Below are 26,300 nucleotides of genomic sequence, written 5' to 3'. Positions count from 1 at the left end.
ATATCTTTGACTCTCCCCCCCCCCCCTCGCACCCCCGGGTCGGGGGGGGCCCCCCCCCCGCGCGCCCCCCCGCGGGGGCGGGGGGGGCGCCGGCCCCCCCCCCCCCCCCGGCCCTCCCGTTTCTCCCTCAGGCCGCGCGGTACGCCTGGGCCAGCTTCGCCACCGCCTCTCCGTAGTGGCCGGTCAGCAGGAGATGGTCCGCGTCCGCGAAGGGACCCGCGTTCGCCGCGGTGACCGACGTGCCGATCTTCTGCTGGACGAGCAGGCGGGCCTTGGTCACGGCCGCGCGGGCCGTCCCGTCGGCGCCGCGCCGCTCCGCCGCCGAGGCCACCCGGGCGAGCTCCCGCAGCGCGGTGGCGCCACCGCCCGGTGTCTTCTTCAGCGTGGTGAGCCCCCAGCCGTAAGGGAACTGCGGATCGTAGGAGGCGTCACCGACGTTGATCGGGAGCTGGGACTCCGACTTCGGCCAGGTGACCGGGAGCTGCCCGGTGAAGGCGCGCTTCCCGTAGAGGACGTCCGCGACCCCGTCGCCCTCGGTGCCCGGCAGCCAGGAGGCGACGAGGGCGTCGATGCCGCCGAGCCGGTCGCCGAGGAGCTGCGGGCGGCCCGAGACGACCAGCACCGCGCACTTCATGGCCGCGCACACCTTGTCCACGGCCGCCTTGTCCGCCGCGGTCAGTTCCAGGTCGTTGCCGTTGCCGACGTCGCCGACGCCCTCCGCGTACGGGGTCTCGCCGACGACGACCACACCGACGTCGTACCCGCCGGTCGGTGCCGAGGCGTCCTTGGAGTAGGTGACGTCACCGCCGGCGTTCCGCATGCCCTGGAGGACCGTCGTGCCCTTGGTGATGTTCCCGGACGAGCCCTGCCAGGTGAGGGTCCAGCCACCGGTCTGGTTGCCGAGGTCGTCGGCGTTCGAACCGGCGACGTACACCTTCTGGGACTTCTTCAGCGGCAGGACGCCGCCCGCGTTCTTCAGCAGGACCTGTGACTCGGCCGCAGCCTGCCGTGCCACGGAGCGGTGCGCGGCGGAGCCGATCCGCGAGGCGCCGCCGGTGTCCGCGTACGGCTTCTCGAAGAGCCCCAGCTCGAACTTCTGGGTGAGGATGCGCGACACGGCGTCGTCGATCCGCCGCTGGGTGACGCGGCCCGCCTTCGCCTCGTCCGTGAGCGTCGCACGGAAGTCCTTGTAGGAGTACGGCACCATCATCATGTCCACGCCCGCGTTGACCGAGGTGCGCACGTGCGAGGCGTAGTCGCCGGGGAGCTGGTCGATGGCGTTCCAGTCGCTGATGACGAAGCCGTCGAAGCCCATCCGGCCCTTGAGCACGCCGTTGATCATGTCGGCGCGGGCGTGCATCTTCACCGGGCCCTGGCCGTCGCCGATGATGTCGAGCGAGGAGTACGACGGCATGACCGAGCCGACGCCCCGGTCGACCGCGGTCCTGAACGGCGCCAGGTGCACGGCCTCCAGCTCCTGCCGGGTGACCTTGGTGACGCCCTGGTCGAGGGTGTACGAGCCCGTCGTGGACGTGCCGTACCCGGTGCCGCCGTCGCCGACGAAGTGCTTGGCGGTCGCGAGGACCTTGTCGCCGTCCTTCAGGTCGCTGCCGTCGCGGGCACCCTGGAGGCCCTGGACGACCGTCTCCATGGACTCCACGAGCGCCGGGTCCTCGCCGAAGGACTCGTAGGAGCGGCCCCAGCGTTCGTCCCGGGTCACGCACAGGCAGGGGGCGAAGTCCCAGGGGATGCCGGTGGCGCGGACCTCGGAGGCGGTCACCGCGCCCGTCCGCTCCGCCAGCGCGGGGTCACGGGTGGCGCCGATGCCGATGTTGTGGGGCATGACCGTCGCGCCGGCGAGGTTGTTGTGCCCGTGCACGGCGTCCACGCCGTAGATCAGCGGGATCTGGAACCGGGTGGCCTGTGCCCGGAGCTGGTAGCCGTCGATCATGGACGCCCACGCCCCGGCGGTGTTGGGGGTCGGCGTGGAGCCGCCGCCGGAGAGCAGGGACCCGAGGTCGTAGGCGGCGATGTCACCGCCCGTGCCGATCGCGCCGCGCTCGGCCTGGGTCATCTGCCCGGTCTTCTCCTCCAGGGACATCCTGGAGACCAGGTCGGCGACCCGCTTCCGCACGGACAGTTTCGGGTTCAGATACGGCAGCCCGTGGGCGTCGATGACGACCTGCGGGGTCTCGGCGGGGGCCTTGGCGCCTGTCACCGTGAGCTTGAGGGGGATCGTCTCGGCCGCTTCGGCGGACTTGTCGCGCAGGGTCCGGACCGTGACGGTGCGGCTCGTGCCGGACGTCGTACCCGCCGGGAAGGTGATCTCGCCCTTGACGGGGGCGTAGTCCCTGCCCGGCTCGGCGCCGCCGCCCGCGCTCTCGTACGCGACGGTCACGGGCTCGTCGATCGGGGCGGAGCCGGTGGTGGCGACGGAGATCCTCACCCGTGCGGTGCCGCCCTCCTTGACCGGGTAGACCGCCGAGCCGGTGCTGACGGAGGCGCGCAGGGACTGGTCGGCCTTGCCGTACAGCTCGACGTCGTCCATGGCGAACTGCCCCTGGACGCCGACCGGAAGGGTGAGGGCGTAACCCCACATCTGCGTCAGGCCGAGGACCTGGTCGATACCGCCGACGGGCTGGTAGTCCGTGCGGTAGACGAAGTCGGCGAAGGGGATCTCGACCTGTTTCCAGCCGCTGAAGTCATCGGTGAAGGACGTCGTCCACAGCTCCGAGGCCTCGCCGTTGGTGCCGCCGTCCTTGATCTCGAAGGAGATCTTCTTGGCGGTGTTCCGGCCGTCCCACCAGAAGCGGATGCCCTTGTGCGCGGACCAGTCGTGGGCCGGCTGGTCCGCCGCGAAGTCGTGGGTGAATCCGCCGTAGCCGCTGATGTCGTAGTCGCCGGTGAGGACCTTGGCGCCCTCGGGTGCGTCGGAGCGTGCGGTCAGGGCGAGTTTCGGCGGGTCGTCGCTGTCGCCGCCCCAGGTGAAGATGCCCTCGGCGGGCTGGTTCCCGAAGGGCACCTCGCCCTCGAAGCGGTCGACCGCGACGGGCGCGGGATCATCGGCCGCCGCCGTTCCCGCCGAGGCGAGCGGAAGCAGTCCGGCGATCAGCGCGGCACCGGCCAGCAGAGCGGTTCTTCGTACGGAGTTCCGATCGAGCCCGGTCAATGGGGTTCCCCTCGACTCTCACGTGGTTCTGACGACGTTCTTCCTGACGATGACGTGCCGCTCTGTTCCCTCGCTCGTCTCACGACTTAGATCACGGCGTGAGTTAACTGGTGACCCGGTAACCCGTCAAGACTTCACGTCAGAACCGGTACAGACTCAAGTCCCGGCTGGATCAGGGCAGTTGTTCCTTCAAAATCTGAACGCGCAACCCCTTGACGCGCCTTCGCAGCCGTCATTTACTCACGCCTCGCACGCCTCCCAACCCCCACCTCCAGAAGGGCGGCGCTCCATGAGGAGATCCACTCGGGCGGCCCGGCTGATCGTCGCCGGGCTGCTCGCCACCGCGGGATTCACGGCGGCCGCGCCCGCGCACGCCGCGGGCGAACAGGTCACCGCCTATCTGACGACGACGGACGACGACGGCGGACGGCATGTCGTGCGCGGCCTCCAGGCGCAGGCGCCGTTCGCCTTCCAGTCCGGCAGCGGCGGCGGTGGCGAGAACATCACCGTCGACGAGAACACGCGGTACCAGACCTTCACCGGCGGCGGCGCCTCCTTCACGGACACCGCGGCCTGGCTGATGAACAGCAGCGGCGCGTTGTCGCAGAGCACCCGTGACGCGACGATGCGCAAGCTGTTCTCACCGACGGACGGGATCGGACTGTCCTTCCTGCGCAACCCGATGGGCGCCTCCGACCTCGCGCGCTACGGCTACACCTACGACGACGTGCCGGCCGGACAGAGCGACCCGAACCTGGCGCAGTTCTCCGTGGCCCACGACCTGGCCGACGTGGTCCCGCTGACCAGGCAGGCACTCCAGCTCAACCCCTCCCTGACGGTGATGGCCTCGCCGTGGACGGCACCGGCCTGGATGAAGGACAGCGGGTCGCTGAACGGCGGCTGGCTGAAGTCGGAGGACTACGGCGCGTACGCCTCGTACTTCGTGAAGTACCTCCAGGCCTACCGGGACCAGGGCGTCCCGGTCTCGTACGTCACCGCGCAGAACGAGCCGACCTGCTGCTCGGGCTATCCCTCGATGAGCTGGAACGCCTCGGGGCTCGCCTACTTCACCAAGAGCGAGCTGCTGCCCAGGCTCCAGGCGGCCGGGCTGTCCACGAAGGTGCTCGCCCACGACTGGAACTGGGACGTGTACGACTCCTACGCCGCCCAGACCGTCGACGACGCCGCGGTCCGCTCGCACCCGAACTTCGGCGGGATCGCCTGGCACGGGTACGGCGGCGACATCGCCAAGCAGACGAGCGTGCACAACCAGTACCCGGGACTCGACGCCTTCGGGACCGAGCACTCCGGCGGCACCTGGATCGCCAACCAGCAGCGTGAGGACATGCTCAACATCGTCGACTACACCCGCAACTGGGCGAAGTCGGTGACCAAGTGGTCGCTCGCCGTGGACCAGAACAAGGGCCCGCACAACGGGGGTTGCGGCACCTGCACCGGGCTGATCACCGTGCACAACGGGGACGGCGCGAGTGGGACCGTCGACTACACGGTCGAGTACTACACGATGGGCCACCTGACGAAGTTCGTCCGGCCCGGGGCGCAGCGGATCGCCTCCACGGCCTCGTCGGCCGTCCCGAACGTCGCCTGGCGCAACCCGGACGGCGGCAAGGCGCTGATCGCCTACAACGACGCGTCCACCGCCAAGACGGTCACCATCAACTGGGGCTCCCAGCACGCCACTTACTCGCTGCCGGGCAAGACCTCGGCGACGTTCACCTGGTCCGGCACCCCCTCGGGCGGGGGCGGCCAGTCGGGCGCGTTCGTCGGCCTGGCCGGCAAGTGCCTCGACGTGGCGGGCGCGTCGAGCGCGAACGGCACGGCGGTGCAGCTGTACGACTGCAACGGCTCGGGCGCACAGTCCTGGACCGTGGGGACCGACGGATCGGTGCGCGCGCTCGGCAAGTGCCTCGACGTCACCTCGGGCTCGACATCCGACGGCTCCAAGATCCAGCTCTACGACTGCAACGGCTCGGGCGCCCAGCGGTGGTCGTACAGCTCGTCGACGGGTGACGTGGTCAACACCGCGGCGAACAAATGCCTCGACGTGACGGACAACTCGTCGGCGAACGGGGCGCGGGCGCAGATCTGGTCGTGCACCGGGGCCGCCAACCAGAAGTGGCACCTGCAGTAGAGCGGTCCGTGTCCCGTCCCCGCCGGGGACGGGACACGGGCTCCCGCCGGGTGTCCGCTACGAGGCGGGTTCGACCCCGGCCCGGAGCAGCCCGTACGTGTACGCGTCCTCCAGTGCCTGCCAGGACGCGGCGATGACGTTCTCCGCCACGCCGACCGTGGACCACTCCCCCGTGCCGTCGGACGTGGAGATCAGGACGCGGGTCGTGGACTGCGTGCCGTGCTTGCCCTCCAGGATGCGGACCTTGTAGTCGACCAGCTCCAGCTTGGCGAGCTGCGGGTAGAGCGTCTCCAGGGCCACCCGCAGGGCACGGTCGAGGGCGTTGACCGGGCCGTTGCCCTCGGCGGTGGCCACGATGCGCTCGCCCTTGGCGAAGAGCTTGACCGTGGCCTCGTTGGCGTGGCTGCCGTCGGGGCGGTCCTCGACGATGGCCCGCCAGGACTCGACCTCGAAGTAGGTGCGCTTCCGGCCTTCGGCCTCCTCGCGGAGCAGGAGTTCGAAGGAGGCGTCGGCGGCTTCGTAGGTGTAGCCCTTGAGTTCGCGTTCCTTGACGCGTTCGACGACCCGGGCGACCAGTTCGCGGTCGTCGCCGAGGTCGACGCCGAGTTCCTTGCCCTTGAGTTCGATGGAGGCACGGCCGGCCATGTCGGAGACGAGCATCCGCATGGTGTTGCCGACCTGCTCGGGGTCGATGTGCTGGTACAGGTCGGGGTCGACCTTGATCGCGGAGGCGTGCAGGCCCGCCTTGTGCGCGAACGCCGACACTCCCACGTACGGCTGGTGGGTGGAGGGGGTCAGGTTGACGACCTCGGCGATCGCGTGCGAGATCCGCGTCATCTCCCGCAGCGCGCCCTCGGGGAGCACCTTCTTGCCGTACTTGAGCTCCAGGGCCGCGACCACGGGGAACAGGTTGGAGTTGCCGACCCGCTCGCCGTAGCCGTTCGCGGTGCACTGCACGTGGGTGGCGCCCGCGTCGACGGCGGCCAGGGTGTTGGCGACCGCGCAGCCGGTGTCGTCCTGGGCGTGGATGCCGAGACGGGCGCCGGTGTCCGCCAGGACGGTGGAGACCACGGCCTGCACCTGCGCCGGGAGCATCCCGCCGTTGGTGTCGCACAGCACCACCACGTCGGCGCCGGCCTCGTGCGCGGCCCGCACGACCGCCTTCGCGTAGGCGGGGTTGGCGCGGTAGCCGTCGAAGAAGTGCTCGCAGTCCACGAACACCCGGCGGCCCTGCGCCACCAGGTGGGAGACGGTGTCGCGGACCATCTCCAGGTTCTCCTCCAGCGTGGTGCGCAGCGCCAGCTCCACATGCCGGTCGTGGGACTTGGCCACCAGCGTGATCACCGGGGCACCCGAGTCCAGGAGTGCCTTGACCTGGGGGTCCTCCGAGGCCTCGCCGCCGGCCCGGCGGGTCGCTCCGAAGGCCACGAGCTGGGCGTGCCGGAAGTCGATCTCCTGGGCGGCGCGGGCGAAGAACTCGGTGTCGCGGGGGTTGGCGCCGGGCCAGCCGCCCTCGATGAAGCCCACCCCGAAGTCGTCCAGGTGCCGCGCGATGGCCAGCTTGTCCGCCACGGTGAGGTTGATGCCCTCGCGCTGCGCGCCGTCGCGCAGCGTCGTGTCGAAGACGTGGAAGGAATCGTCGACTTCGCTGGTTTCCGTCATGGTCTCAAGGCTCCTGTATTGAAACTCGGTCTACCGGAATGACCGGCTCCACCGTCCCCCAATGATCCCTCGCGCTGCGCTCCCGGCTGAAGGTGGGCCAGAAATGCGAAAAACCCCTCGCGGGTGCGAGAGGTCTGCGCGCGGGTCGAGGACGACGGTGTCCGCCCGTACCTGGTCGTACGTGGCGGTCACTGCGGACCGGCGCGCCTGCTGCCAATAATCGTGGCGAACGAGAGCACGGGGGCAGTCTGGCACATACCGCTCCCGCGATCACACGCTGTCTCAGGATGCGAGCACTGGGCTACATGATCGGCGGACAGTGACCGCTCAGCCCAGCGCGTCGTCGAGGAACTCCCGCACGTGGGACAGCACCTGCTCGCGGCCGGTGCCGCGCAGGCCGATCGCCACATGGATGGAGAAGCCGTCCAGCAGGGCGCGCAGCCGGGCGCCGAAGCGGTCCGCGTCGACGGGGCGGAACTCGCCGCGTGAGACGCCCTCGGCGAGCAGCGCGACGAGGTCCCGGTGCCAGGCGCCCTCGATGGCGGCCTGTCGTTCCCGGGCGTCGTCGTCCGCGTTCTGGGAGTGGTTCCAGACCTCCAGCCACAGGGTCCAGTGCGGATCCCGGTGGCCGTCGGGGACGTACAGGTCGACGTAGGCGTCCAGGCGCTCGCGGGCGGTTCCGCGCCCGGCGAGCAGCCGGCCGCGTTCGGCGCCGAGGCGGCCCTCGCTCCACTCCAGGGTGCGCAGCAGCAGCTCGTCCTTGGAGCGGAAGTAGTAGAGGAGATGGCCGCTGCTCATGCCGACCTCACGGCCGAGCGCCGCCATGGTGAGTTTCTCCAGACCGCGTTCGGCGATCATCTCCATGGCGGCGGCGAGGACCTCCTCGCGCGGTGGCGCGTTCTTCCGCGCACCGGCCATCCGTGACTCCCCTTGTCAGACCTTCGGCTGCTGCTGGGTGATGCAGTGGATGCCACCGCCGCCCGCGAAGATCGTACGTGCGTCCGCCAGGGTCACGGTCCGCTCGGGGAAGAGCCGGCGGAAGATGTCCGTGGCGGTCTCGTCGCGCGGGTCGTCGAAGCCGCACAGGACGACGCCGTCGTTGCAGAGGTAGTGGTTGATGTACGAGTAGTCGGCCCAGTGGCCGTCGGCCTCCAGGACGGTCGGGGCGGGGACCTCGACGACCTCGATGGCGCGGCCGCGCGCGTCGGTCTGGGCCCTGAGCAGCCCGATGACCTCCTTGCTGACCTCGTGGTCGGGGTGCGCGGGGTCCTGCTGGGAGTGGGCGACGATCACGCCGGGCCGGGCGAAGGCGGCGACGATGTCGACGTGGCCGAGGGTGCCGAAGCCGTACGGGGGGTAGTCGCCGCTCAGGCCGCGCGGCAGCCAGATGGCCTTCTCGGTGCCGAGCTGGGCGTGGATCTCCGCCTCGACCTGCTCGCGGCTCCAGCCGGGGTTGCGCTCGGGGCCGAGCTGGACGGTCTCGGTGAGCAGCACGGTGCCCTCGCCGTCGACGTGGATCGCGCCGCCCTCGTTGACCAGCCGCGAGGCGTACGTCTTCGCGCCGGCCAGTTCGGCGACCTGGGCGCCGATCTTGGAGTCGTGCTCCCAGCGGGCCCAGTCCTGGGCGCCCCAGCCGTTGAACGTCCAGTCGACGGCGGCGAGCCGGCCCTGTCCGTCGGTGAGGAAGGTGGGGCCGATGTCGCGCATCCAGGCGTCGTCGAGTTCCCGCTCGACGGTGTCGATGCCGGGGCCGAGGAGTTCGGCGGCCGGCCCGGACTGGCCCGGACCGCACACGACGGTGACGGGTTCGAAGCGGCGGACCGCGCGGGCCACCTCCGCCCAGGCGGCCCGGGAGGCGGCGAGGTCCTCGGGGCTGTCGAAGGTGGGGTTGGGGCCCGGCCACGCCATCCAGGTGCGCTCGTGCGGGGTCCACTCGGCGGGCATGCGGAAGCCGTCGGCGGCAGCAGACATGGGGTGTTCCTTACAGGCTGTGTCCATCAGAAGAAGTACAGGCGGTTGAGGGGGACCGAGTCGGCGGGGTCGGAGCGCAGCGGTTCGCCGTCGAGGGTGACGAGGCCGGTGCGCCCGTCCACGTCGACCGCCCCTGTACGGGAGTTGAGGCGCAGGTCGGCGGGGCCGATGCCGCGGGTGCCGCGGACCGCCACGCGGCGGCGGCGGGTGGGCATGGTGTCGTTGCCCTGGTCGAGGGCGGCCCGGGCGACGAAGGCCACGGAGATCTCGGCGGGGGTCGCGCCGTGCGCTCCGAACTGCGGTCCGAGGACGAGGGGTTCGCAGGTGTCGGTGGCGGCGTTCGGGTCGCCGACCACTCCGTAGGCCGGGAAGCCGGCCTTCAGGACGAGCTGCGGTTTGGCGCCGAAGTACTCGGGGCGCCACAGCACGATGTCGGCGAGCTTGCCGGTCTCGATGGAGCCGACCTCGTGGGCGAGGCCGTGCGCGATGGCGGGGTTGATGGTCAGTTTGGCCATGTAGCGCAGGACGCGTTCGTTGTCGTGGTCCTCGGGGGCGCCGAACTGGGCCTTCATCTTGCCGGCCATGGCGAAGGTGCGGCGCACGGTCTCGCCCGCGCGGCCCATGCCCTGCGCGTCCGAGGAGGTGATGCCGATGGCTCCCAGGTCGTGCAGGACGTCCTCGGCGCCCATGGTCCCGGCGCGGATGCGGTCACGGGCCATGGCGGCGTCGCCGGGCAGGTCGGTCTTCAGGTCGTGGACGGAGACGATCATGCCGTAGTGCTCGGCCACCGCGTCGCGGCCGAAGGGCAGGGTCGGGTTGGTGGAGGACCCGATGACGTTCGGGACGCCCGCCATCTTCAGCACGTTCGGGACGTGGCCGCCGCCGCAGCCCTCGATGTGGAAGGCGTGGATGGTGCGGCCGTCGAGCACACGGAGGGTGTCCTCGACCGACAGGCACTCGTTCAGCCCGTCGCTGTGCAGGGCGACTTGGACGTCGTGGTCCTCGGCGACCCGCAGGGCCGTGTCCAGGGCCCGGGTGTGCGCGCCCATGTCCTCGTGGACCTTGAAGCCGCTGGCTCCGCCCTCGGCCAGCGCCTCGATCAGTGGCGCGCCGTCGGAGGACGAACCCCGGCCCAGGAAGCCGATGTTGACGGGCCAGGCGTCGAAGGCGGAGAAGGCGTGGCGCAGTGCCCAGGGCGAGTTGACGCCGACGCCCCAGACCGGCCCGAACTCCTGGCCGATGATCGTGGTGACGCCGGAGGCGAGCGAGGCCTCCATGATGCGCGGCGACAGCAGATGGACGTGTGTGTCGACGGCTCCGGCCGTGGCGATGAGTCCCTCGCCGGAGACGATGGACGTGCCGGTGCCGACGACGACGTCGACGCCGTCGAGCGTGTCGGGGTTGCCGGCCCGTCCGATCGAGTGGATGCGGCCCTCGCGGATACCGATGGACACCTTGCGGATGCCCTGGACGGCGTCGATGACCACGACGTTGCTGATGACGACGTCGCAGGTCTCCCGGACGGCGGCGGCCTTGAGGTGCAGTCCGTCGCGGGCGGTCTTGCCGAATCCGGCGAGGAACTCGTCGCCAGGGAGCTGGGCGTCGGACTCGACGCGGATGGTCAGCCCCGAGTCGCCGAGCCGGACCCGGTCGCCGGCGCGGGGGCCGTGGGTGGCGGCGTACTCGTACGGGGTGAGGCGGCGCGCCTCGGCGGGGTGTCCTCCGGGGCGGCTCATCGCCCGGCCTCCTTCTCGCGGGTGTCCGGTACGCCGAGGTAGCCGCAGGCGGCGGCCCGGCGCAGGGCCTCTTCCCTGGCTCCGGGCGCGTCCAGCGGTCCGTCGACCAGACCGGCGAAGCCGATCGCGACACGTGCCCCGCCGATGGGCAGGAGCCCCACCTCGGCGCTCTCCCCCGGGCCGAAGCGGACGGAGGAGCCGGCCGGGACGGCCAGCCGCATGCCGTAGGCGGCCGGGCGGTCGAAGTCGAGCCGCGGGTTGGCCTCGAAGAAGTGGAAGTGGGAGGTGACGGAGACGGGGACGCCGGCCGTGTTGGTCACGGACAGGCGGACGACGGCCTCGGGTTCGGTGTGCTCCGGGCCCGGCAGCAGCGCGCCCGGGGCACGGTCGCCGAGTCCGCCGCCGATCGGGGCGGTGACGACCGCGAGGCGCGAGCCGTCGTCGAAGACGGCCTCGACGTGCACCTCGGTCACGATGTCCGCGACGCCGGGCAGGACGTCCTCGGGGCCGAGGACGGACCGGGCCGCCTCGACGGCCTCGGCCAGCCGTCCGCCGTCGCGGGCGATCTCGCAGACGGTGTCCGCGATCAGCGCGGTGGCCTCCGGCACGTTGAGCCTGAGGCCGCGCGCCCGGCGGGCCCGGGCCAGCTCGGCGGCCGAGAACAGCAGCAGTCGGTCACGTTCCGTGGGGGTCAGTCTCACGCCGCGACACCTCCTCGCCTTCCTCCGTTTAGAGCATCACTCTAAACGTCGGATTCATGGAAGGGAAACATTGACGGATAAGCATCGGAGGCACCACATTGAGCGTCGCTCTAACTCGTGATGCTGCCAGCACCACGCCAGGTGGCCGTCAAAGGAGACCAGCCATGCCGATCGAACAGCGCGGAGTCGACACGATCCCGGATGAGGAACGCACCAGCGGGCCGCGCGACCTCGTGTCGATCCTGCTCGGTTCCAACCTCTGCCTCGGGGTGATCATCTTCGGCTGGCTGCCGCCCTCGTTCGGGCTCGACTGGTGGTCCTCCGTGAGCTCGATCGTGGCAGGCACGGTCGTCGGAACCGCGCTCACCGCGCCGCTGGCCCTGGTCTCCCTGCGGACCGGCACCAACCTCTCCACCTCCTCCGGCGCGCAGTTCGGCGTGCGCGGACGGCTGGTCGGCTCGGTCGTCGGCCTGCTGCTGGCCCTCGGCTACACCGCGCTGACCGTGTGGATCGGCGGTGACGTGATGATCGGCGTCCTCGGCCGCCTCTTCGGACTCCCGGCGAACGGGGTCTCGTACGCCGTGGTGTACGCGGTGCTCGCCGCCGCCACCGTCGCGGGCGCCGTCTACGGCTACCGCGTGCTGCTCGCCATGTCCCGCGCCCTCGCGATCGGCATGTCGGCGCTGCTGGTGGTCGGCGTGATCGCGTACGCCCCGCACTTCAGCACCGCGGCGCTCCCGGAGGCCGGCGGCTATCTGCTCGGCTCGTTCTGGCCCACCTGGCTGCTCGCCGCCGTCGCCGCCGGCCTGTCGGGCCCGATCGCGTTCATCACGCTGCTGGGCGACTACACCCGCTACATCTCCCCCGCGCGCCACTCCTCCCGCACGGTCCTGCACGGCACCTGGCTGGGCCTGATCGCCGGTCTCCTCGTCCCCCAGCTCTTCGGCACCTTCACCGCGTACGGGGCCCGCGCGGCCCTCGACTACGCGGGACCGCTGGTCTCCGCGTCCCCCGGCTGGTACCTGGTCCCGCTGCTGCTGGCCGCCTCCGCGGGCTCGGTGGGCAACGCCGGTCTGATGCTGTACTCCATGGGCCTCGACCTCGACGCGATCCTGCCCCGCGCCTCGCGCGCCCGCGCCACCTGCGCGGTCGCCGTCGTCGCCATGCTCTGCGTGTTCGTCGGCCACTACGCCTGGAACGCCCAGTCCGCGATGACGTCCTTCGTCCTGCTGCTGACCGCGATCGGCACCCCGTGGGCGGTCATCACCCTGATCGGCTTCGTCCGCTGCCGCGGGATCTACGACGCCGACGCCCTCCAGGTCTTCAACCGCCGCGCGCGCGGCGGCGTCTACTGGTACCGGGCCGGCTGGAACGTCCGGGCCACGGCGGCCTGGGCGCTGGGCGCCGCGGTCGGCCTGCTGGCCGTGTCCCTGCCGTCGTACGAGGGCCCGCTGCTGTCCCTGACGGGCGGAGTGGACTGCAGCTTCATCCTCTCCGGCCTGGTCGGCGGCCTCACCTACCTGGCCCTGACGGCGAACGCCACGTCACACCGGATCGAGCCCGTCCAGGAACCGGCCCGCGCCGAAAGCCGGCTTTAGGTCGCTCCACCAGGTGGCGCGCTCGTCGTACGCGGCGAAGAACGGGCGCCCCACCAGGTCCGGATCGCGGGCCTGGATGAGGTGGAGCACGAAGACCTTCTCGCCCGCGACCTCCGCCGTCCCGTCCACGCACACCTTGCCCGGCATCGCCGACATGACCGGGCCGCGCACGGTCCGCGCGAGGCCGGACACCTGGGCGTAGGCGTCGCGGAAGATCTCGTGGCAGCGGGCCAGCGGCACCCCGAAGTAGCCCTGCGGACCGGTGTCCCGCTCGACGAACTGGTAGTAGGGCACCGCCCCCAGCGCCGTCGTCTCGTTCCACAGCTCGGCCCACGCCGCGGCGCTGTCGTTGATCCCCCTGACCAGGGGACCCTGACAGCGGATCACGGCCCCCGTGTCGCGCACCCGGCGCATCGCCGCGCGCACGGCCGGGGGACGCAGTTCCTGGGGATGCGTGAAGTGGGCCATCAGGGCGAGGTTCCGGCCGCTCGCGACCACCTTCTCCAGCAGCCTCAGCAGGTCGTCCGCATCGCGGTCGGTGAGGAAACGGTACGGCCAGAAGGCGAGCGACTTGGTCCCGATGCGGATCGAGCGGATCGTGTCGATCTCCAGGAGCGGTTCGACGTACCGGCGCAGCACCTCGGTGCTCATCACCAGCGGATCGCCGCCCGTGATCAGGGCGCTGGTGACCTCCGGGTGGGCGCGCAGATAGGCGGACGTGGCCGCGATGTCGTCGGTGGCGATCCGCAGGTCGGACTCGCCGACGAACTGGGGCCAGCGGAAGCAGTACGTGCAGTAGGCGTGACAGGTCTGGCCCTGGCGCGGGAAGATCAGCACCGTTTCCGGGTACTTGTGCTGGAGACCGGTCAGACGGACGCCCTCGTGCACGGGGACGTTGGCGTCGAGCTGGCCCGAGGGATGCGGGTTGAGCTTCATCCGGATCTCGTGGGCCGCGCGCAGCACGTCCGCCTTCGGGGCGTCCTCGGAGAGCAGGTCGGCCATCTGTTTGAGGTCGGGCTCGGGCAGCATCTCGGCCTGCGGGAACGTCAGCCGGAAGATCGGGTCGTCGGGCACGGCCGACCAGTCGATCAGCTCGTCGACGACATAGCTGTTCGTGCGGAACGGCAGGACGGCCGCCACGGCCCGCAGCGCGAGCCGTTCGGCGGGCGGCACGGACACGCGCTGAAGCAGGCCGTCCAGGTCACGAGGGGTGTAGGCACGAAAGCGGGGGCTCGGGTCGGCGGGTCGGGTGCTCACGTACGGAGCCGGGTGGAGCGCTGAACACACGGTGAACGGGGCCTCTATTCCGTGACGAGAGCCTGCGGCCGCAGTTCGACGAAAGCCGTCGCGGTCGCATCGTACTTCTCCGTGAACTGCTGGATGAGTAAGGCGTGCAGCTCGCTTTCGTCGTCCACCACGACCAGTTCGTGTGCGCCGGGGGCGCTCAAGGCGTCGCTGTGCGCCGACAGTTGGTCCAACCGGTGGCGTGCCATGTACGACACGAGGTCGTGGCCTGCGACATACAGGGCGTCGTCCGCGGAGACGAATCGGCAGCGGAAGGCCCTGCGGCCGTCGGTCGCGTCGACCAGGGTCACCGGCAGATGGGTGAACCGGTCCATGGGCATGCTCTGCTGCCACAGTTCGTCGAAGCGCTGCTCGACGAAGGTGCCCAGCGGGGAACGGACGGCCACTTCGAGCTGGACGCCTTCCCCGGAGAGGCGGCCGACGGTGAGGAAGGAGACGAGGGAGCGCTCGTCCCAGCGGTAGAGGGTCACGCCCGGGGAGGTGGAGCACAGGCGCACTTCGAGGAGGTGACGGCAGTCCTCGTCGAGCCGCAGCGCGAACCGGTCCAGGGTGCGCAGGTTGCGCATGATGTCGCGGCGGATGTCGGCGCTCTGCTCGCCCAGTTCACGGCCGCGCAGGATGACCGCCAGGGAGTCCGGGTCCAGCAGCAGGATCTGGACGCGGGCGCCGTGCGCGGTGGCCGCCTTGATGCCGCGGAACAGGCGCTCGGAGAACTGCGGGCCGAACACGCTGGAGAAGGTGTCGAGGACCTTGACGTTCGAGGTCGCACCGTAGACCTGGGCGCTGAACCATTCGTAGTCCAGCCGGGTGTGCTCGCGGACCCGGCCCTCCTGGGCGCGGCTGATCAGCGGGCCGATCACGAAGACGGTGACGACGACGCCGATGATGTCGGTGCCGAGGTTGAGGGTGAGGTTCTCCTCGTAGTTGTCCATCCGCCGGCTGCTCCAGAGCAGCAGCGCGGCGACGGCGGCGAGCAGGCCGAGGACGGTGAGGCTCTGCGGACGGCGCGGCGTGCGCAGGGTGCGCAGCAGCCAGCTCGGCCGTGACAGCGGCGACCTTGCCCTCACCTGCGCTCCCTCCGTGGCCGTGCGGGCGCGGCGGAGGACACGCTCCCCCCGTGGACTGTGTGGATACCCGTGTCGCCGGGGCGCTACGCGTCGGACCAACAGCCGGTCCCCGTAACCCTGTTGGGAAGACGGGGACCGGACGAAGGTGTGCGGGGATCAGGCCAGCGGGTGCATCCAGCCGTGGGTGTCCTCCGTGATGCCGCGCTGGATGTCGAGCAGGGCCTCGCGGAGGCGGAGGGTGACCTTGCCGGGCTCGCCGCCGGACTGGCGCCACTCGGTGCCGTCACGCTTGACCGTGCCGACGGGGGTGATGACGGCGGCGGTGCCACAGGCGAAGACCTCGGTGAGGGTGCCGTTCTCCGCGTCGGTCTGCCACTGGTCGATGGAGACGCGGCCCTCCTCGGCGGTGTAGCCGAGGTCGCGGGCGACGGTCAGCAGGGAGTCGCGGGTGACGCCCTCCAGGATGGAGCCGGTGAGGGACGGGGTGATGATCCTGTCGCCGTACACGAAGTACAGGTTCATGCCGCCGAGTTCCTCGATCCACTTGTGCTCGACCGCGTCGAGGTAGCAGACCTGGTCGCAGCCCTTGGCTGCGGCCTCCTTCTGGGCGAGGAGCGAGGCGGCGTAGTTGCCGCCCGTCTTCGCGTCGCCCATGCCGCCGGGAACGGCGCGGACGCGGTCCTCGGAGAGCCAGATCGACACCGGCTTCACACCGCCCGCGAAGTAGGCGCCGGCGGGCGAGGCGATGACGAGGAAGAGGTACTCGTTGGCGGGCTTCACGCCGAGGCCGACCTCGGTCGCGATCATGAACGGGCGGAGGTAGAGGGACTCCTCGCCGCCGTGCGCGGGAACCCAGTCGCGGTCCTGGCGGACGAGCGCGTCACAGGCCTCGATGAAGGTCTCCACGGGAAGCTCGGGCATGCCGAGCCGGCGCGCGGAGGCCTGGAAACGCTTGGCGTTCTTGTCGGGGCGGAAGGTCGCGACGGAGCCGTCGGGCCGGCGGTAGGCCTTGAGGCCCTCGAAGATCTCCTGCGCGTAGTGCAGGGTCATGTTCGCCGGGTCGAGGGAGAGCGGTCCGTACGGGACGAGCTGGCCGTCGTGCCAGCCGCGGCCCTCGGTCCACTTGACCGTCACCATGTGATCGGTGAAGTGGCGGCCGAACCCGGGGTTGGCCAGAATCGCCTCGCGCTCGGCGGCGGCGAGCGGACTGGCGGAGGGCTTGAGCTCGATCGTGGGCTGCGTCATGAGTGGTTTTGTCCTTCACCGGTTGTATGTGACGGGCCGCGCTCACCCCGAAACCGTCCGTGGCCAGTGCTAGGAGGTCCGAGCATTCCCTCGTTCCGCGACTCCGCCTCGATTATCGCGCGCGGAGGACCGTGGACGAAACGGTGTGAATACGGCCCGGGGAATGCCCCGGGATCGCCCCGGGGATGACCCAGGGGTCGATGGTGGCACCCGGCGAGGGCACAGCGAAAGCCGCCGGGTGCGGATGCGACCCGGCGGCTGCTACGGAACGTAGGCGGTGCGGCGGGTCAGCCGGCTACTCGCAGGGCGAGCGCGTCGCCGATCTCCTCGGTGCTGCGGGCGGGCCGGCCGACGCGCTCGGCGAGGTCGGCGGCGACGGCGTCCTCGATCCGGGCGGCCTCGGCCTCGTAGCCGAGGTGGCGCAGGAGCAGGGCGACGGACAGCACGGTGGCGCTGGGGTCGGCCTTGCCCTGGCCCGCGATGTCGGGCGCCGAGCCGTGCACGGGCTCGAACATCGAGGGGAACTCGCCGCTGGGGTTGATGTTGCCGGAGGCGGCGACGCCGATGCCGCCGGAGACGGCCGCGGCCAGGTCGGTGATGATGTCGCCGAAGAGGTTGTCGGTGACGATCACGTCGAAGCGCTCGGGCTGCGTGACGAGGAAGATCGTCGCCGCGTCCACGTGAATGTAGTCGGTGGTGACCTCGGGGAACTCCTCGGCCACCTTGTTGAAGATGTTCGTCCACAGGTGGCCCGCGAAGGTCAGCACGTTGTTCTTGTGGACCAGCGTGAGCTTCTTGCGCGGGCGGGCCTGGGCGCGGGCGAAGGCGTCACGGACGACCCGCTCGACGCCGAAGGCCGTGTTGACGGAGACCTCGGTGGCGACCTCGTGCTCGGTGCCCTTGCGGATGGTGCCGCCGTTGCCGGTGTACGGGCCCTCGGTGCCCTCGCGGACCACGACGAAGTCGATCTCGGGCTGACCGGCGAGCGGGGTCGCGACACCGGGCAGGAGCTTCGACGGACGCAGGTTCACGTGGTGGTCGAAGGCGAAGCGGAGCTTGAGCAGGAAGCCGCGCTCCAGGACGCCGGACGGGACCGAGGGGTCACCGATCGCGCCGAGCAGGATGGCGTCGTGCCCCTTCAGGGCGTCGAGGTCGGCGTCGGTGAGGGTCTCACCGGTGGCGTGGTAGCGCCGGGCGCCGAAGTCGAACTCCTTGGTCTCCAGCTTCACGTCCTGCGGGAGGACGGCGGAGAGGACTTTGAGCCCCTGGACCACGACTTCCTGGCCGATGCCGTCACCTGGGATCACTGCGAGATCGATGCTGCGAGACATGACGGCACCGTACTCCTTGTCCCATGGAATGACACGCGATGTCCGCGATACGGACAGGCGGGTGTCGCAGCACGCCTACGCTTCGACCCATGTTCACCCGTACGTATGAACGCCGTTGGCGCAGGCTGGGAACTTTCCAGACATGACCGCTCCCTCCACGGGGACCTCCCCCGAGTCCCCCGTCCCCGACGTCGGCATCCCGTACGAGCTTGCGCGCGACATGAGCATGGCGGAGCAGTACGAGTACCTGAGGACGAGGCTCACGCGGCGCCGGGCCCTCGTCGCGGCGAGCGCCTTCGCGGGCGGCGGACTGCTGGCCGGCTGCGCCCAGGGCACCAGGGACCCCGCCCGGGTGGCGTCCGGCTCCTCGCCGAACCCGGCCACCGGCCGGGTTCCCGGCTCCGCCGTCACACCCTTCGGCCGCCACCTCGCCTTCGGCGCGGACCCGAAGACCCAGATGCGGATCTCCTGGCAGGTGCCGTTCGCGGTCAGGAAGCCGTACATCCGGGTGGGGGCGACGCCCTGGGGCCTGAGTCGCAGGATCGAGGCCGAGGTCCGCCATCTGCGCACCCCGGGCCTCACCGGGCAGCGCGCCGCCCTGGACCAGTACTACCTGCACGCGGCACTCGACGGACTGCGCCCCGGGACGACGTACTACTACGGAGTCGGCCACGAGGGCTTCGACCCGGCGAGCAAGGAGCGGCACCCCACGATCGGCCGCTTCCGCACGGCGCCCGCGCACCCCGAGAAGTTCGTCTTCACCGCTTTCGGCGACCAGGGCGTCACCCCTGACGCGCTGGCCAACGACAAGGCGCTCCTGGGCCGCGGTCCCGCCTTCCATCTGCACGCGGGCGACATCTGCTACGCGGACGGGATCGGGCTCGGCCGGAAGTCGGACACCTACGACCCAGCCGCCTGGGACCTGTTCCTCAAGCAGACCGAGACGGTCGCGAAGACCGTGCCGTGGATGGTGACGACCGGCAACCACGACATGGAGGCCTGGTACTCGCCGAACGGCTACGGCGGCCAGTCGGCGCGCTGGGCGCTCCCCTCCAACGGCTTCGACCCCCGGAACGCGCCGGGCGCCTACTCGTTCGTGTACGGCAACGTCGGCATCGTCGCGCTGGACGCCAACGACGTGTCGTACGAGATCCCCGCCAACAAGGGCTACTCGGACGGCAGACAGACCGCCTGGCTCGACAAGCGGCTCGGGGAACTGCGCAAGCAGGTCGACTTCGTCGTGGTCTTCTTCCACCACTGCGCCTACTCGACGTCGACGCACGCCTCCGACGGCGGGGTGCGCGACGCCTGGGTGCCGCTGTTCGCCAAGCACCAGGTGGACCTGGTGATCAACGGACACAACCACGTGTACGAGCGCACCGACGCCATCAAGGGCGGCAAGGTGGGCAGGCAGGTTCCGGTGGGCGCCTCGACCGATCCGACCCGGGACGGGATCGTGTACGTGACGGCGGGCGGCGCGGGGAAGAGCCTCTACAGCTTCCCCACCGGGGTCGAGGACAGTTACGAGGGCAAGGTCACGCGTGGCGAGTCCGTCAAGACGTTCCACTGGACGAAGTCGAAGCACCAGAAGGCGGACACCGTGGAGTGGTCACGGGTGCGGTACACCGGCTTCTCCTTCCTCTCGGTGGAGGCGCAGGCGGGCCCCTCACCCCGGCTCACGGTGTCGGCGCTCGCCCAGAGCGGCGAGCGCATCGACCACTTCGAGGTGCGGCGCGGAACCTGACGGCACGGCGGCCGGGACGGCACGTCGAGGTGCGGCGCGGGGCAGAACCCCGCGCCGCACCCCTGCGGGTGCGGCTCCCGGTCCAAGGGTGCGCCGGCCTCAGTGGCCCGTCTCTCCGCCGTTGTCCCTGCGGTCGAGGGCGCGCTGGAGCGCGGCGGCGGCGTTCTTGCGGTCGGACTCGCTGCTCGTGCGCGAGAGGTGGCGGACTCGGCGGACGGTCGTCTCGGCCATGATGAATCGACTCCTTGCCTCCGGTGGCGCCATCACGGGCGGCCGGAAGTGCGATGAGGGATTTACGAGACGCCGGAAGGGGCGGGGAGCGGTGCCGCAGGGGTTGCCTGCCAAGGGCTCCGGCTCACGACCGCCATTCGCTGGGTCGAGCGAGACGTTCGGCTTCTTCCAAGCTAGGCGAGGACGGAGCATCTGTCTTCACGATTACTCGGACTTCCTACTATCTGAGACGGCCGATTACGCCACACGGTTCCGACCTGGGATTTCCCCGGAGCGCGGCACCGTCGGACCGGTCGGGGGACGGGCGGACGCGGCGCCCGAGGCGGAGACTCCCTAACTGCCTAAAACATCTTGACCAGTTAGAGGCGGTCGTGCTGAACTGATCTCACCACTAAAAAGGCTTTCAGGGGTTAGGGGATCCGATCATGCGCAGTCACCCGGTCCACCACCGCACCGCCACCGTCGCCGGCCACCGCATCGCCTACCGCGAGGCGGGCCCCGCGGACGCTCCCGTCCTGCTCCTGCTGCACGGCTTCCCGTCCAGCTCGCACATGTTCCGGGACCTGCTGCCGCTGCTCGCCGACCGCTACCGCCTGGTCGCCCCCGACCACCTCGGCTTCGGCCGCTCGGACGCCCCGGCGGCCACCGACTTCCCGTACTCCTTCGACCGGCTGGCCGAGATCACCGGGGAGTTCACCGAGCGGCTCGGCCTCAAGGAGTACGCGCTCTACATCCAGGACTACGGCGCACCGATCGGCCTGCGCCTGGCACTCGCGCACCCCGAACGGGTGACCGCGATCATCACGCAGAACGGCAACGCCTACGAGGAGGGGCTCGGCGCGGACGCCTGGGCGCCGGTGCTGGCGCTGATCGACAGGCGCACCCCCGAGACGGAGGCGCCGGTCCGGGCGATCAGCGGCCCGGACGGGATCCGGTGGCAGTACCTGACCGGCGTCCAGGACCCGACCCTGGTGAGCCCCGACGCCTACGAGCACGACACCGCCCTGATGGCCCGCCCCGGCCAGCCGGAGATCTAGCTCGACCTGATCTCCGACTACGGCTCCAACTTCGCGCTCTACCCGGCGTTCCAGGAGTACTTCCGCACCAGCCGGGTCCCGCTCCTGGCGGTCTGGGGCGCGGGCGACGAGATCTTCGTCCCCGAGGGCGCCCTCGCCTTCCGGCGCGATCTCCCGGACGCCGAGATCCATCTGCTCCCGACGGGGCACTTCGCCCTGGAGACGCACGCGGCACAGATCGCAGCCCTCGTCCGGGACTTCCTCGGCCGCGGCGCGACGGCCGACGGCCGCGAAGCGCGTCACCCGCACGACTGATCCTCGGCTGGGCATGCCGCATCGGTCTCCGGCAACGGGAAACGGTGACGGCATGAGCGACACGACCAGAGCACTGCTTGAGGGCGGCCCGGACGACCTGCCCGATCGGATCGTCCCGGCCCCGGACCCCGGATCGGACGTGAAGATCGCGTGGCGCGGTGGCTACGAACACTTCAGGGCGACCCCGCGTCACGCGGACTCGCCGGAGGGCAGGCTGCCCGTGTACGAGTGGTGGGAGCGGACGGAGCTGCCCGGATAGCCCCGCGGGGCCGGGAACTGGAACCGCCCCCGCTCCACGGACGGGGAGACCGTGGGGCGGGGGCGGAGTGGGTGACGGGCGGCCGGCCCGGGGGCCGGCGGCCGCGTTCGGCTGTCAGCCCATGTGCGGGTAGCCGTAGTCGGTCGGCGGGACCAGCGTCTCCTTGATGGCGCGGGTCAGCGTCCAGCGCATCAGGTTCTGCGGGGCGCCCGCCTTGTCGTTGGTGCCGGAGGCACGGCCGCCGCCGAAGGGCTGCTGGCCGACGACGGCACCGGTCGACTTGTCGTTGATGTAGAAGTTGCCCGCCGCGTAGCGGAGCTTCTCCATCGTGTACGCGGCCGCCGCGCGGTCGCCGGAGATGACCGCACCGGTGAGCGCGTAGTCGGACGCCGACTCCATCTGGGTCAGCATCTCGTCGTACTTGTCGTCCTCGTAGACGTGGACGGCGAGGAAGGGGCCGAAGTACTCGGTCGTGAAGACCTCGTTCTCCGGGTCCGAGCACTCGACGACGGTCGGGCGCACGAAGTAGCCGACGGAGTCGTCGTACGAGCCGCCCGCGACGATCGTGCAGGTCGGGTCGGCCTTCGCGCGGTCGATGGCCGCCTTGTTCTTGGCGAAGGACCGCTCGTCGATGACCGCGCCCATGAAGTTCGACAGGTCGGTGACGTCACCCATGGTCAGGTAGTCGACCTCGGCCGCGAACTCCTCCTTGAAACCGGAGTTCCAGATGGAGGCCGGGACGTAGGCGCGGGAGCTCGCCGAGCACTTCTGGCCCTGGTACTCGAAGGAACCGCGGGTCAGGGCGGTCTTGAGGACCGCGCGGTCCGCCGACGGGTGGGCGACCACGAAGTCCTTGCCGCCGGTCTCGCCGACCAGACGCGGGTAGGAGCGGTACTTCTCGATGTTGTTGCCGACCGTCTTCCACAGGTACTGGAAGGTCTTGGTCGAGCCGGTGAAGTGGATGCCGGCGAGGTCGCGGTGCTCCAGGGCGACCTTGGAGACCTCGATGCCGTCACCGGTGACGAGGTTGATGACGCCCTTGGGCAGGCCCGCCTCCTCCAGGAGCTGCATCAGCAGCACGGCGGCGTGGGTCTGCGTCGGGGACGGCTTCCACACGACGACGTTGCCCATGAGCGCCGGAGCGGTGGGCAGGTTGCCCGCGATCGCCGTGAAGTTGAAGGGCGTGATCGCGTAGACGAAGCCCTCCAGCGGACGGTGGTCCATGCGGTTCCACACGCCCGGGGAGTTCGCCGGGGGCTGCTCGGCGAGGATCTGGCGGGCGTAGTGGACGTTGAAGCGCCAGAAGTCGACGAGCTCGCAGGGGGTGTCGATCTCGGCCTGCTGGGCGGTCTTCGACTGGCCGAGCATGGTGGAGGCGGCCAGCGTCTCGCGCCAGGGACCGGCCAGCAGCTCGGCGGCACGCAGGATGATCGCGGCGCGGTCGTCGAAGGCCATCGCGCGCCAGGCGGGGGCGGCGGCGAGGGCCGCGTCCACGGCGTCCTGGGCGTCCTGCTGCGTGGCGTTGGCGTAGGTGCCGATGCGCGCCTTGTGGTTGTGCGGCTGCACGACGTCGAAACGGTCGCCGCCGCCCATCCGCTTCTCGCCGCCGATGGTCATCGGCAGGTCGATCGGGTTCTCGGCCAGCTCCTTGAGCTTGACCTCCAGGCGGGCACGCTCGGGCGAGCCGGGGGCGTAGCCGTGCACCGGCTCGTTGACGGGGGTGGGGACCTGGGTCACGGCGTCCATGGGCTACCTCTTCCGAGTGAATCCTTGGCTTCAGCCGGGAGAACCAAAGCCACGTGCGTAAATTGGTCGGCGGTCAGGGCTTGACCGTCACTTCCTCGTCTCGGCGGGCAAGTGAGAAGCCCTTACGAGGGCGGAGTCACAAGTTCCGTAACTCCTTCCGGAACACCGGGTCGGCTCAACCGACCGACGGGCGGTAGCTGCCGCTGTCCGGGCCTTGCCCGGATGCCGACAGCTACCGCTCAGCCCTTGGTCAGGATCGAGCGCGCGAAGAAGAGCAGGTTGGCCGGCTTCTCCGCCAGGCGCCGCATGAAGTAGCCGTACCAGTCGGTGCCGTACGCGGTGTAGACGCGCATGCGGTGGCCCTCGGCGGCGAGCCGCACGTGCTCGTCGCTGCGGATGCCGTAGAGCATCTGGAACTCGTACTCGTCCAGTTTGCGCCCGGCCGTCCGCGCGAGCTCCTGGGCTATCGAGATGAGCCGGGGGTCGTGGGACCCGATCATCGGGTAGCCCTCGCCCTCCATCAGGATCTTCAGGATGCGGACGTACGCCTTGTCGGTCTCCGCCTTCTGCTGGTACGCGACCTCGGCGGGCTCCTTGTAGGCGCCCTTCACCAGACGGACGCGGCTGCCGCTCCCGGCGAGGCGGCGGGCGTCGGCCTCGGTGCGGAACAGGTAGGCCTGGATCACACAGCCGGTCTGCGGGAAGTCCTTCCGCAGTTCCTCGTGGATCGCGAACATCGAGTCGAGGGTGGTGTGGTCCTCGGCGTCCAGCGTGACGGTGGTGCCGATGGCGGCGGCGGCCTCGACGACCGGACGGACGTTGGCCAGGGCCAGCTCGTGGCCGCCCTCCAGTGCCTGTCCGAACATGGAGAGCTTGACCGACATCTCGGCCTTGGTGCCGAGGCCGAGCTCCTTGAGGCGGCCGATCAGCTCCAGGTACGCGTCACGGGCGGCGTACGACTGCTCGGGAGTGGTGATGTCCTCGCCGACGACGTCCATCGTGACCTCGAGGCCCTTGCCCGTGAGGTCCTTGATGATCGGGACGACCTGCTCGACGGTCTCACCGGGGATGAAGCGGTCGACGACCGGCTTGGTCACCGGGGCGGCCGAGATCAGACGGCGCATCTTGTCGCTGCGCGAGGCGGCGAGAATCACGGGACCCAGCACGGGGCACCTCCACAACGAGGTCAGCAGGAGGCCGAATCCCGACGATTCGGGTACGGCACGGAGAACCACCGTGAAACCTAGGGATCTCTCCGATCCTGGGCCATCGACAGCTGTCACGCATCCCTGGCCCAGATCTCAGACATATGTATGAAGGGCTCCCGGAAATGCGCGAGAATGCCGGGGTGAGCGGTGAACACAGAGGCGACTATCAGGAGCTGGTCGACGAGATCTCGGCGCTCCTCGGCGTCCCGGCGACGCTGGAGAACCGCGATTTCGAGCTGATCGCCTTCGGCGCGTACGACAGCGAGGGCGACCTCGACCCGTCCGCCCTGGACCCCGTGCGCACCCGCTCGATCCTCACCCGGCGGTCCACCACCGCGGTCCGCACCTGGTTCGAGGGCTTCGGCATCACCCGCGCGACCGGGCCCGTCCGTATCCCGCCGACCCCCGAGGCCGGGGTCTACCGGGGGCGGATCTGTCTGCCGGTGCGCCATCGGGGCGTCGTCCTCGGCTATGTCTGGCTGCTCGACGACGACCCGGGTCTCACGGACGCCCAGCTCGCCGGGGCCATGCAGGTGGCCTCCCGCCTCGGCGCGCTGCTCGCGGACGAGGCGCAGGCCGGTGCGGACCTCACCCGGGAGCTGCGTGCCGTGCTGACCGCCGAGCGCGGCTGGCAGCGGGACATGGCGGTGGCCGAGCTGCGCACGGCGCTCGGTCCGCGCGGCGAGGGTCTGCACACGGTGGTGTGCGTGGCGCCGTGGCCCTCGGCCGACCCGGACGACGCCCCGTCCGCCCGTACGGTGCCGGGCGCGACCGCGCTGTGCACGATCCCCTGGGGCACCGCGGGCCAGAGCCTGGCCCTGCTGATCCGGCTGCGTTCGCCGGACGTCATGACTCCGGCGCTGACGGCGGCCGGCCGGTTCGTACGGGAAGCCGCGGGCGTCGGCGGCGACCGGGGGGCCGCCTCCGCCGGTGGCGGTACGGGAGCGGGCTCCTCCCCCGGCGGGACGGCGGCCGCCGGGGTCGCCGGGGCCCGGGAGGGGCTCGGGGAGCTGGGGGCCGCCTGGCGCGAGGCGGCGGCGGCCGCGCGGGCGGTGCTGGCCGAGCCGCGCCTCGGTCCGGTCGCCGAGTGGGGTGCGATCGGCCCCTTCCGGCTCCTCACCGCCCTGCCGCCGGACGCCGCCCACGACCCCGCCGTGAGCACCCTGTTGGGCGCCGCCCACCGCGAACTCGCGCGTACGGCCGAGGTGTTCCTCGACCGGGCGGGCCAGGCCGGGCGCACGGCGGCCGAGTTGGGCATCCACCGCCAGACGCTGTACTACCGCCTGTCCCGGGTGGAGCAGCTCACCGGCCTGGACCTGGACGACGGCGAGGACCGGCTGCTGTTGCACATGGCGTTGAAGGGGGCGCGGCTCTAGAGGACAGCCCTAGCGGGTGCCCGGCCCGACCGGCCGGCGGGCCCCGCCGGTCAGCAGGTCGGCGACGGCCGCCACTCCCTCGGCGATCGCCCGCTCCCCCACGTCACCGAAGCCGAGCACCAGCCGTGGCGGTGTCGCCGATCCGTCCGAGCGGCACGCGCTCATGCCGTACAGGCCGACGGAGCGCTCCCGGGCCGCGGCGACGACGGACCGCTCGTCGGCGTCCGGCGCCAGGTGCAGGACCGCGTGGAAGCCGGCGGCCAGCCCGGTGAGCCGGACCTCCGGAGCGTGCGTGGCCAGCGCGTCGACCAGGGCAGTACGCCGGGCCGCGTAGACCGTGCGCATCCGGCGCAGATGGCGGTCGTGGCGCCCGGACTCGATCAGCACGGGCCGGGGGGGCTGTTCGCGGGGGGGGGGGCCGCGGGGGCGGCGGGGCGTTGGCGCCCGCAGCGGGGCGGCGCGGCCGGG

Annotated in this window: 18 protein-coding genes and 2 pseudogenes; 6 read left to right on the top strand and 14 right to left on the bottom strand. The window is 70.9% G+C overall.

From position 1 onward, the window contains the following. Positions 1–127: 127 nt before the first annotated feature. Positions 128–3,169, bottom strand: coding sequence for a glycoside hydrolase family 3 N-terminal domain-containing protein (locus ACFXGX_RS09720; protein WP_384787250.1), 3,042 nt, complete (start codon positions 3,167–3,169; stop codon positions 128–130). A gap of 289 nt (positions 3,170–3,458) precedes the next feature. On the opposite strand from ACFXGX_RS09720, the gene ACFXGX_RS09715 reads away from it, so the two are divergent. Then, complete coding sequence (locus tag ACFXGX_RS09715; RefSeq protein ID WP_384787247.1) at positions 3,459–5,321, top strand: ricin-type beta-trefoil lectin domain protein; 1,863 nt, start codon at positions 3,459–3,461, stop codon at positions 5,319–5,321. Positions 5,322–5,378: 57 nt separating this feature from the next. Here ACFXGX_RS09715 and cimA read toward each other — a convergent pair whose 3' ends face one another. From cimA to ureA, 5 genes are all read right to left on the bottom strand, one after another. Beyond that, on the bottom strand, positions 5,379–6,983 hold the full coding sequence (cimA, locus tag ACFXGX_RS09710; protein WP_384787244.1) for a citramalate synthase: 1,605 nt from the start codon (positions 6,981–6,983) through the stop codon (positions 5,379–5,381). Between the two features lie 327 nt (positions 6,984–7,310). Continuing rightward, a complete protein-coding gene (locus ACFXGX_RS09705) occupies positions 7,311–7,901 on the bottom strand; it encodes a TetR/AcrR family transcriptional regulator (RefSeq protein WP_384787241.1) in 591 nt (196 codons plus the stop codon). Between the two features lie 15 nt (positions 7,902–7,916). Further along, on the bottom strand, positions 7,917–8,954 hold the full coding sequence (locus ACFXGX_RS09700; protein ID WP_384787239.1) for an agmatine/peptidylarginine deiminase: 1,038 nt from the start codon (positions 8,952–8,954) through the stop codon (positions 7,917–7,919). A gap of 26 nt (positions 8,955–8,980) precedes the next feature. Next, complete coding sequence (locus ACFXGX_RS09695; RefSeq protein ID WP_384787236.1) at positions 8,981–10,690, bottom strand: urease subunit alpha; 1,710 nt, start codon at positions 10,688–10,690, stop codon at positions 8,981–8,983. Beyond that, positions 10,687–11,391, bottom strand: coding sequence for an urease subunit gamma (gene ureA / locus ACFXGX_RS09690; RefSeq protein ID WP_384787233.1), 705 nt, complete (start codon positions 11,389–11,391; stop codon positions 10,687–10,689). The genes ACFXGX_RS09695 and ureA overlap by 4 nt, the downstream gene beginning before the upstream one ends. Positions 11,392–11,555: 164 nt before the next feature. Here ureA and ACFXGX_RS09685 point away from each other — a divergent pair, with 164 nt between their 5' ends. Next, positions 11,556–12,989 carry a cytosine permease gene (locus ACFXGX_RS09685; protein WP_384787230.1) on the top strand — a complete coding sequence of 478 codons (1,434 nt, stop codon included), beginning with the start codon at positions 11,556–11,558 and terminating at the stop codon, positions 12,987–12,989. Here the strand turns inward: ACFXGX_RS09685 and ACFXGX_RS09680 are convergent. The 4 genes from ACFXGX_RS09680 to ACFXGX_RS09665 form a co-directional block, all read right to left on the bottom strand. After that, the gene (locus ACFXGX_RS09680) at positions 12,936–14,246 is read right to left on the bottom strand and encodes a KamA family radical SAM protein (protein ID WP_384787227.1); all 1,311 of its coding nucleotides are present in this window, start codon (positions 14,244–14,246) and stop codon (positions 12,936–12,938) included. The two genes, ACFXGX_RS09685 and ACFXGX_RS09680, sit on opposite strands and share 54 nt — an antisense overlap. Before the next feature lie 44 nt (positions 14,247–14,290). After that, positions 14,291–15,361 carry a hypothetical protein gene (locus ACFXGX_RS09675; RefSeq protein WP_384787224.1) on the bottom strand — a complete coding sequence of 357 codons (1,071 nt, stop codon included), beginning with the start codon at positions 15,359–15,361 and terminating at the stop codon, positions 14,291–14,293. Between the two features lie 156 nt (positions 15,362–15,517). Continuing rightward, the gene (locus ACFXGX_RS09670) at positions 15,518–16,606 is read right to left on the bottom strand and encodes a branched-chain amino acid aminotransferase (protein ID WP_384787221.1); all 1,089 of its coding nucleotides are present in this window, start codon (positions 16,604–16,606) and stop codon (positions 15,518–15,520) included. Positions 16,607–16,893: 287 nt separating this feature from the next. Beyond that, on the bottom strand, positions 16,894–17,937 hold the full coding sequence (locus ACFXGX_RS09665) for a 3-isopropylmalate dehydrogenase (protein ID WP_384787217.1): 1,044 nt from the start codon (positions 17,935–17,937) through the stop codon (positions 16,894–16,896). Positions 17,938–18,079: 142 nt separating this feature from the next. On the opposite strand from ACFXGX_RS09665, the gene ACFXGX_RS09660 reads away from it, so the two are divergent. Beyond that, on the top strand, positions 18,080–19,681 hold the full coding sequence (locus tag ACFXGX_RS09660; protein WP_384787214.1) for a purple acid phosphatase family protein: 1,602 nt from the start codon (positions 18,080–18,082) through the stop codon (positions 19,679–19,681). 99 nt (positions 19,682–19,780) lie between these two features. Here ACFXGX_RS09660 and ACFXGX_RS09655 read toward each other — a convergent pair whose 3' ends face one another. Next, positions 19,781–19,912: a hypothetical protein gene (locus tag ACFXGX_RS09655; RefSeq protein ID WP_355761576.1), complete on the bottom strand. Its 132-nt coding sequence runs from the start codon at positions 19,910–19,912 to the stop codon at positions 19,781–19,783. A gap of 425 nt (positions 19,913–20,337) precedes the next feature. Between ACFXGX_RS09655 and ACFXGX_RS09650 the strand changes: the two are divergent. After that, positions 20,338–21,243: pseudogene (locus tag ACFXGX_RS09650) on the top strand (alpha/beta fold hydrolase). A 52-nt stretch (positions 21,244–21,295) separates the two neighbouring features. After that, a complete protein-coding gene (locus ACFXGX_RS09645) occupies positions 21,296–21,502 on the top strand; it encodes a DUF5988 family protein (protein ID WP_384787211.1) in 207 nt (68 codons plus the stop codon). A gap of 114 nt (positions 21,503–21,616) precedes the next feature. Here ACFXGX_RS09645 and pruA read toward each other — a convergent pair whose 3' ends face one another. Together pruA and ACFXGX_RS09635 are read right to left on the bottom strand one after the other, a co-directional pair. Beyond that, positions 21,617–23,248, bottom strand: a complete 1,632-nt coding sequence (pruA, locus tag ACFXGX_RS09640) for an L-glutamate gamma-semialdehyde dehydrogenase (protein WP_384787208.1) — start codon at positions 23,246–23,248, stop codon at positions 21,617–21,619. Between the two features lie 239 nt (positions 23,249–23,487). Continuing rightward, positions 23,488–24,414: a proline dehydrogenase family protein gene (locus tag ACFXGX_RS09635; protein ID WP_384787205.1), complete on the bottom strand. Its 927-nt coding sequence runs from the start codon at positions 24,412–24,414 to the stop codon at positions 23,488–23,490. A gap of 164 nt (positions 24,415–24,578) precedes the next feature. On the opposite strand from ACFXGX_RS09635, the gene ACFXGX_RS09630 reads away from it, so the two are divergent. After that, positions 24,579–25,832: a PucR family transcriptional regulator gene (locus tag ACFXGX_RS09630; protein ID WP_384787202.1), complete on the top strand. Its 1,254-nt coding sequence runs from the start codon at positions 24,579–24,581 to the stop codon at positions 25,830–25,832. A 9-nt stretch (positions 25,833–25,841) separates the two neighbouring features. Here ACFXGX_RS09630 and ACFXGX_RS09625 read toward each other — a convergent pair. Beyond that, positions 25,842–26,300: pseudogene (locus tag ACFXGX_RS09625) on the bottom strand (hypothetical protein); the annotation flags it as partial.

The sequence above is a fragment of the Streptomyces sp. NPDC059371 genome (assembly GCF_042751995.1).
GTDB lineage: Bacteria > Actinomycetota > Actinomycetes > Streptomycetales > Streptomycetaceae > Streptomyces.
This window is presented reverse-complemented; position numbering and strand designations above follow the sequence as displayed.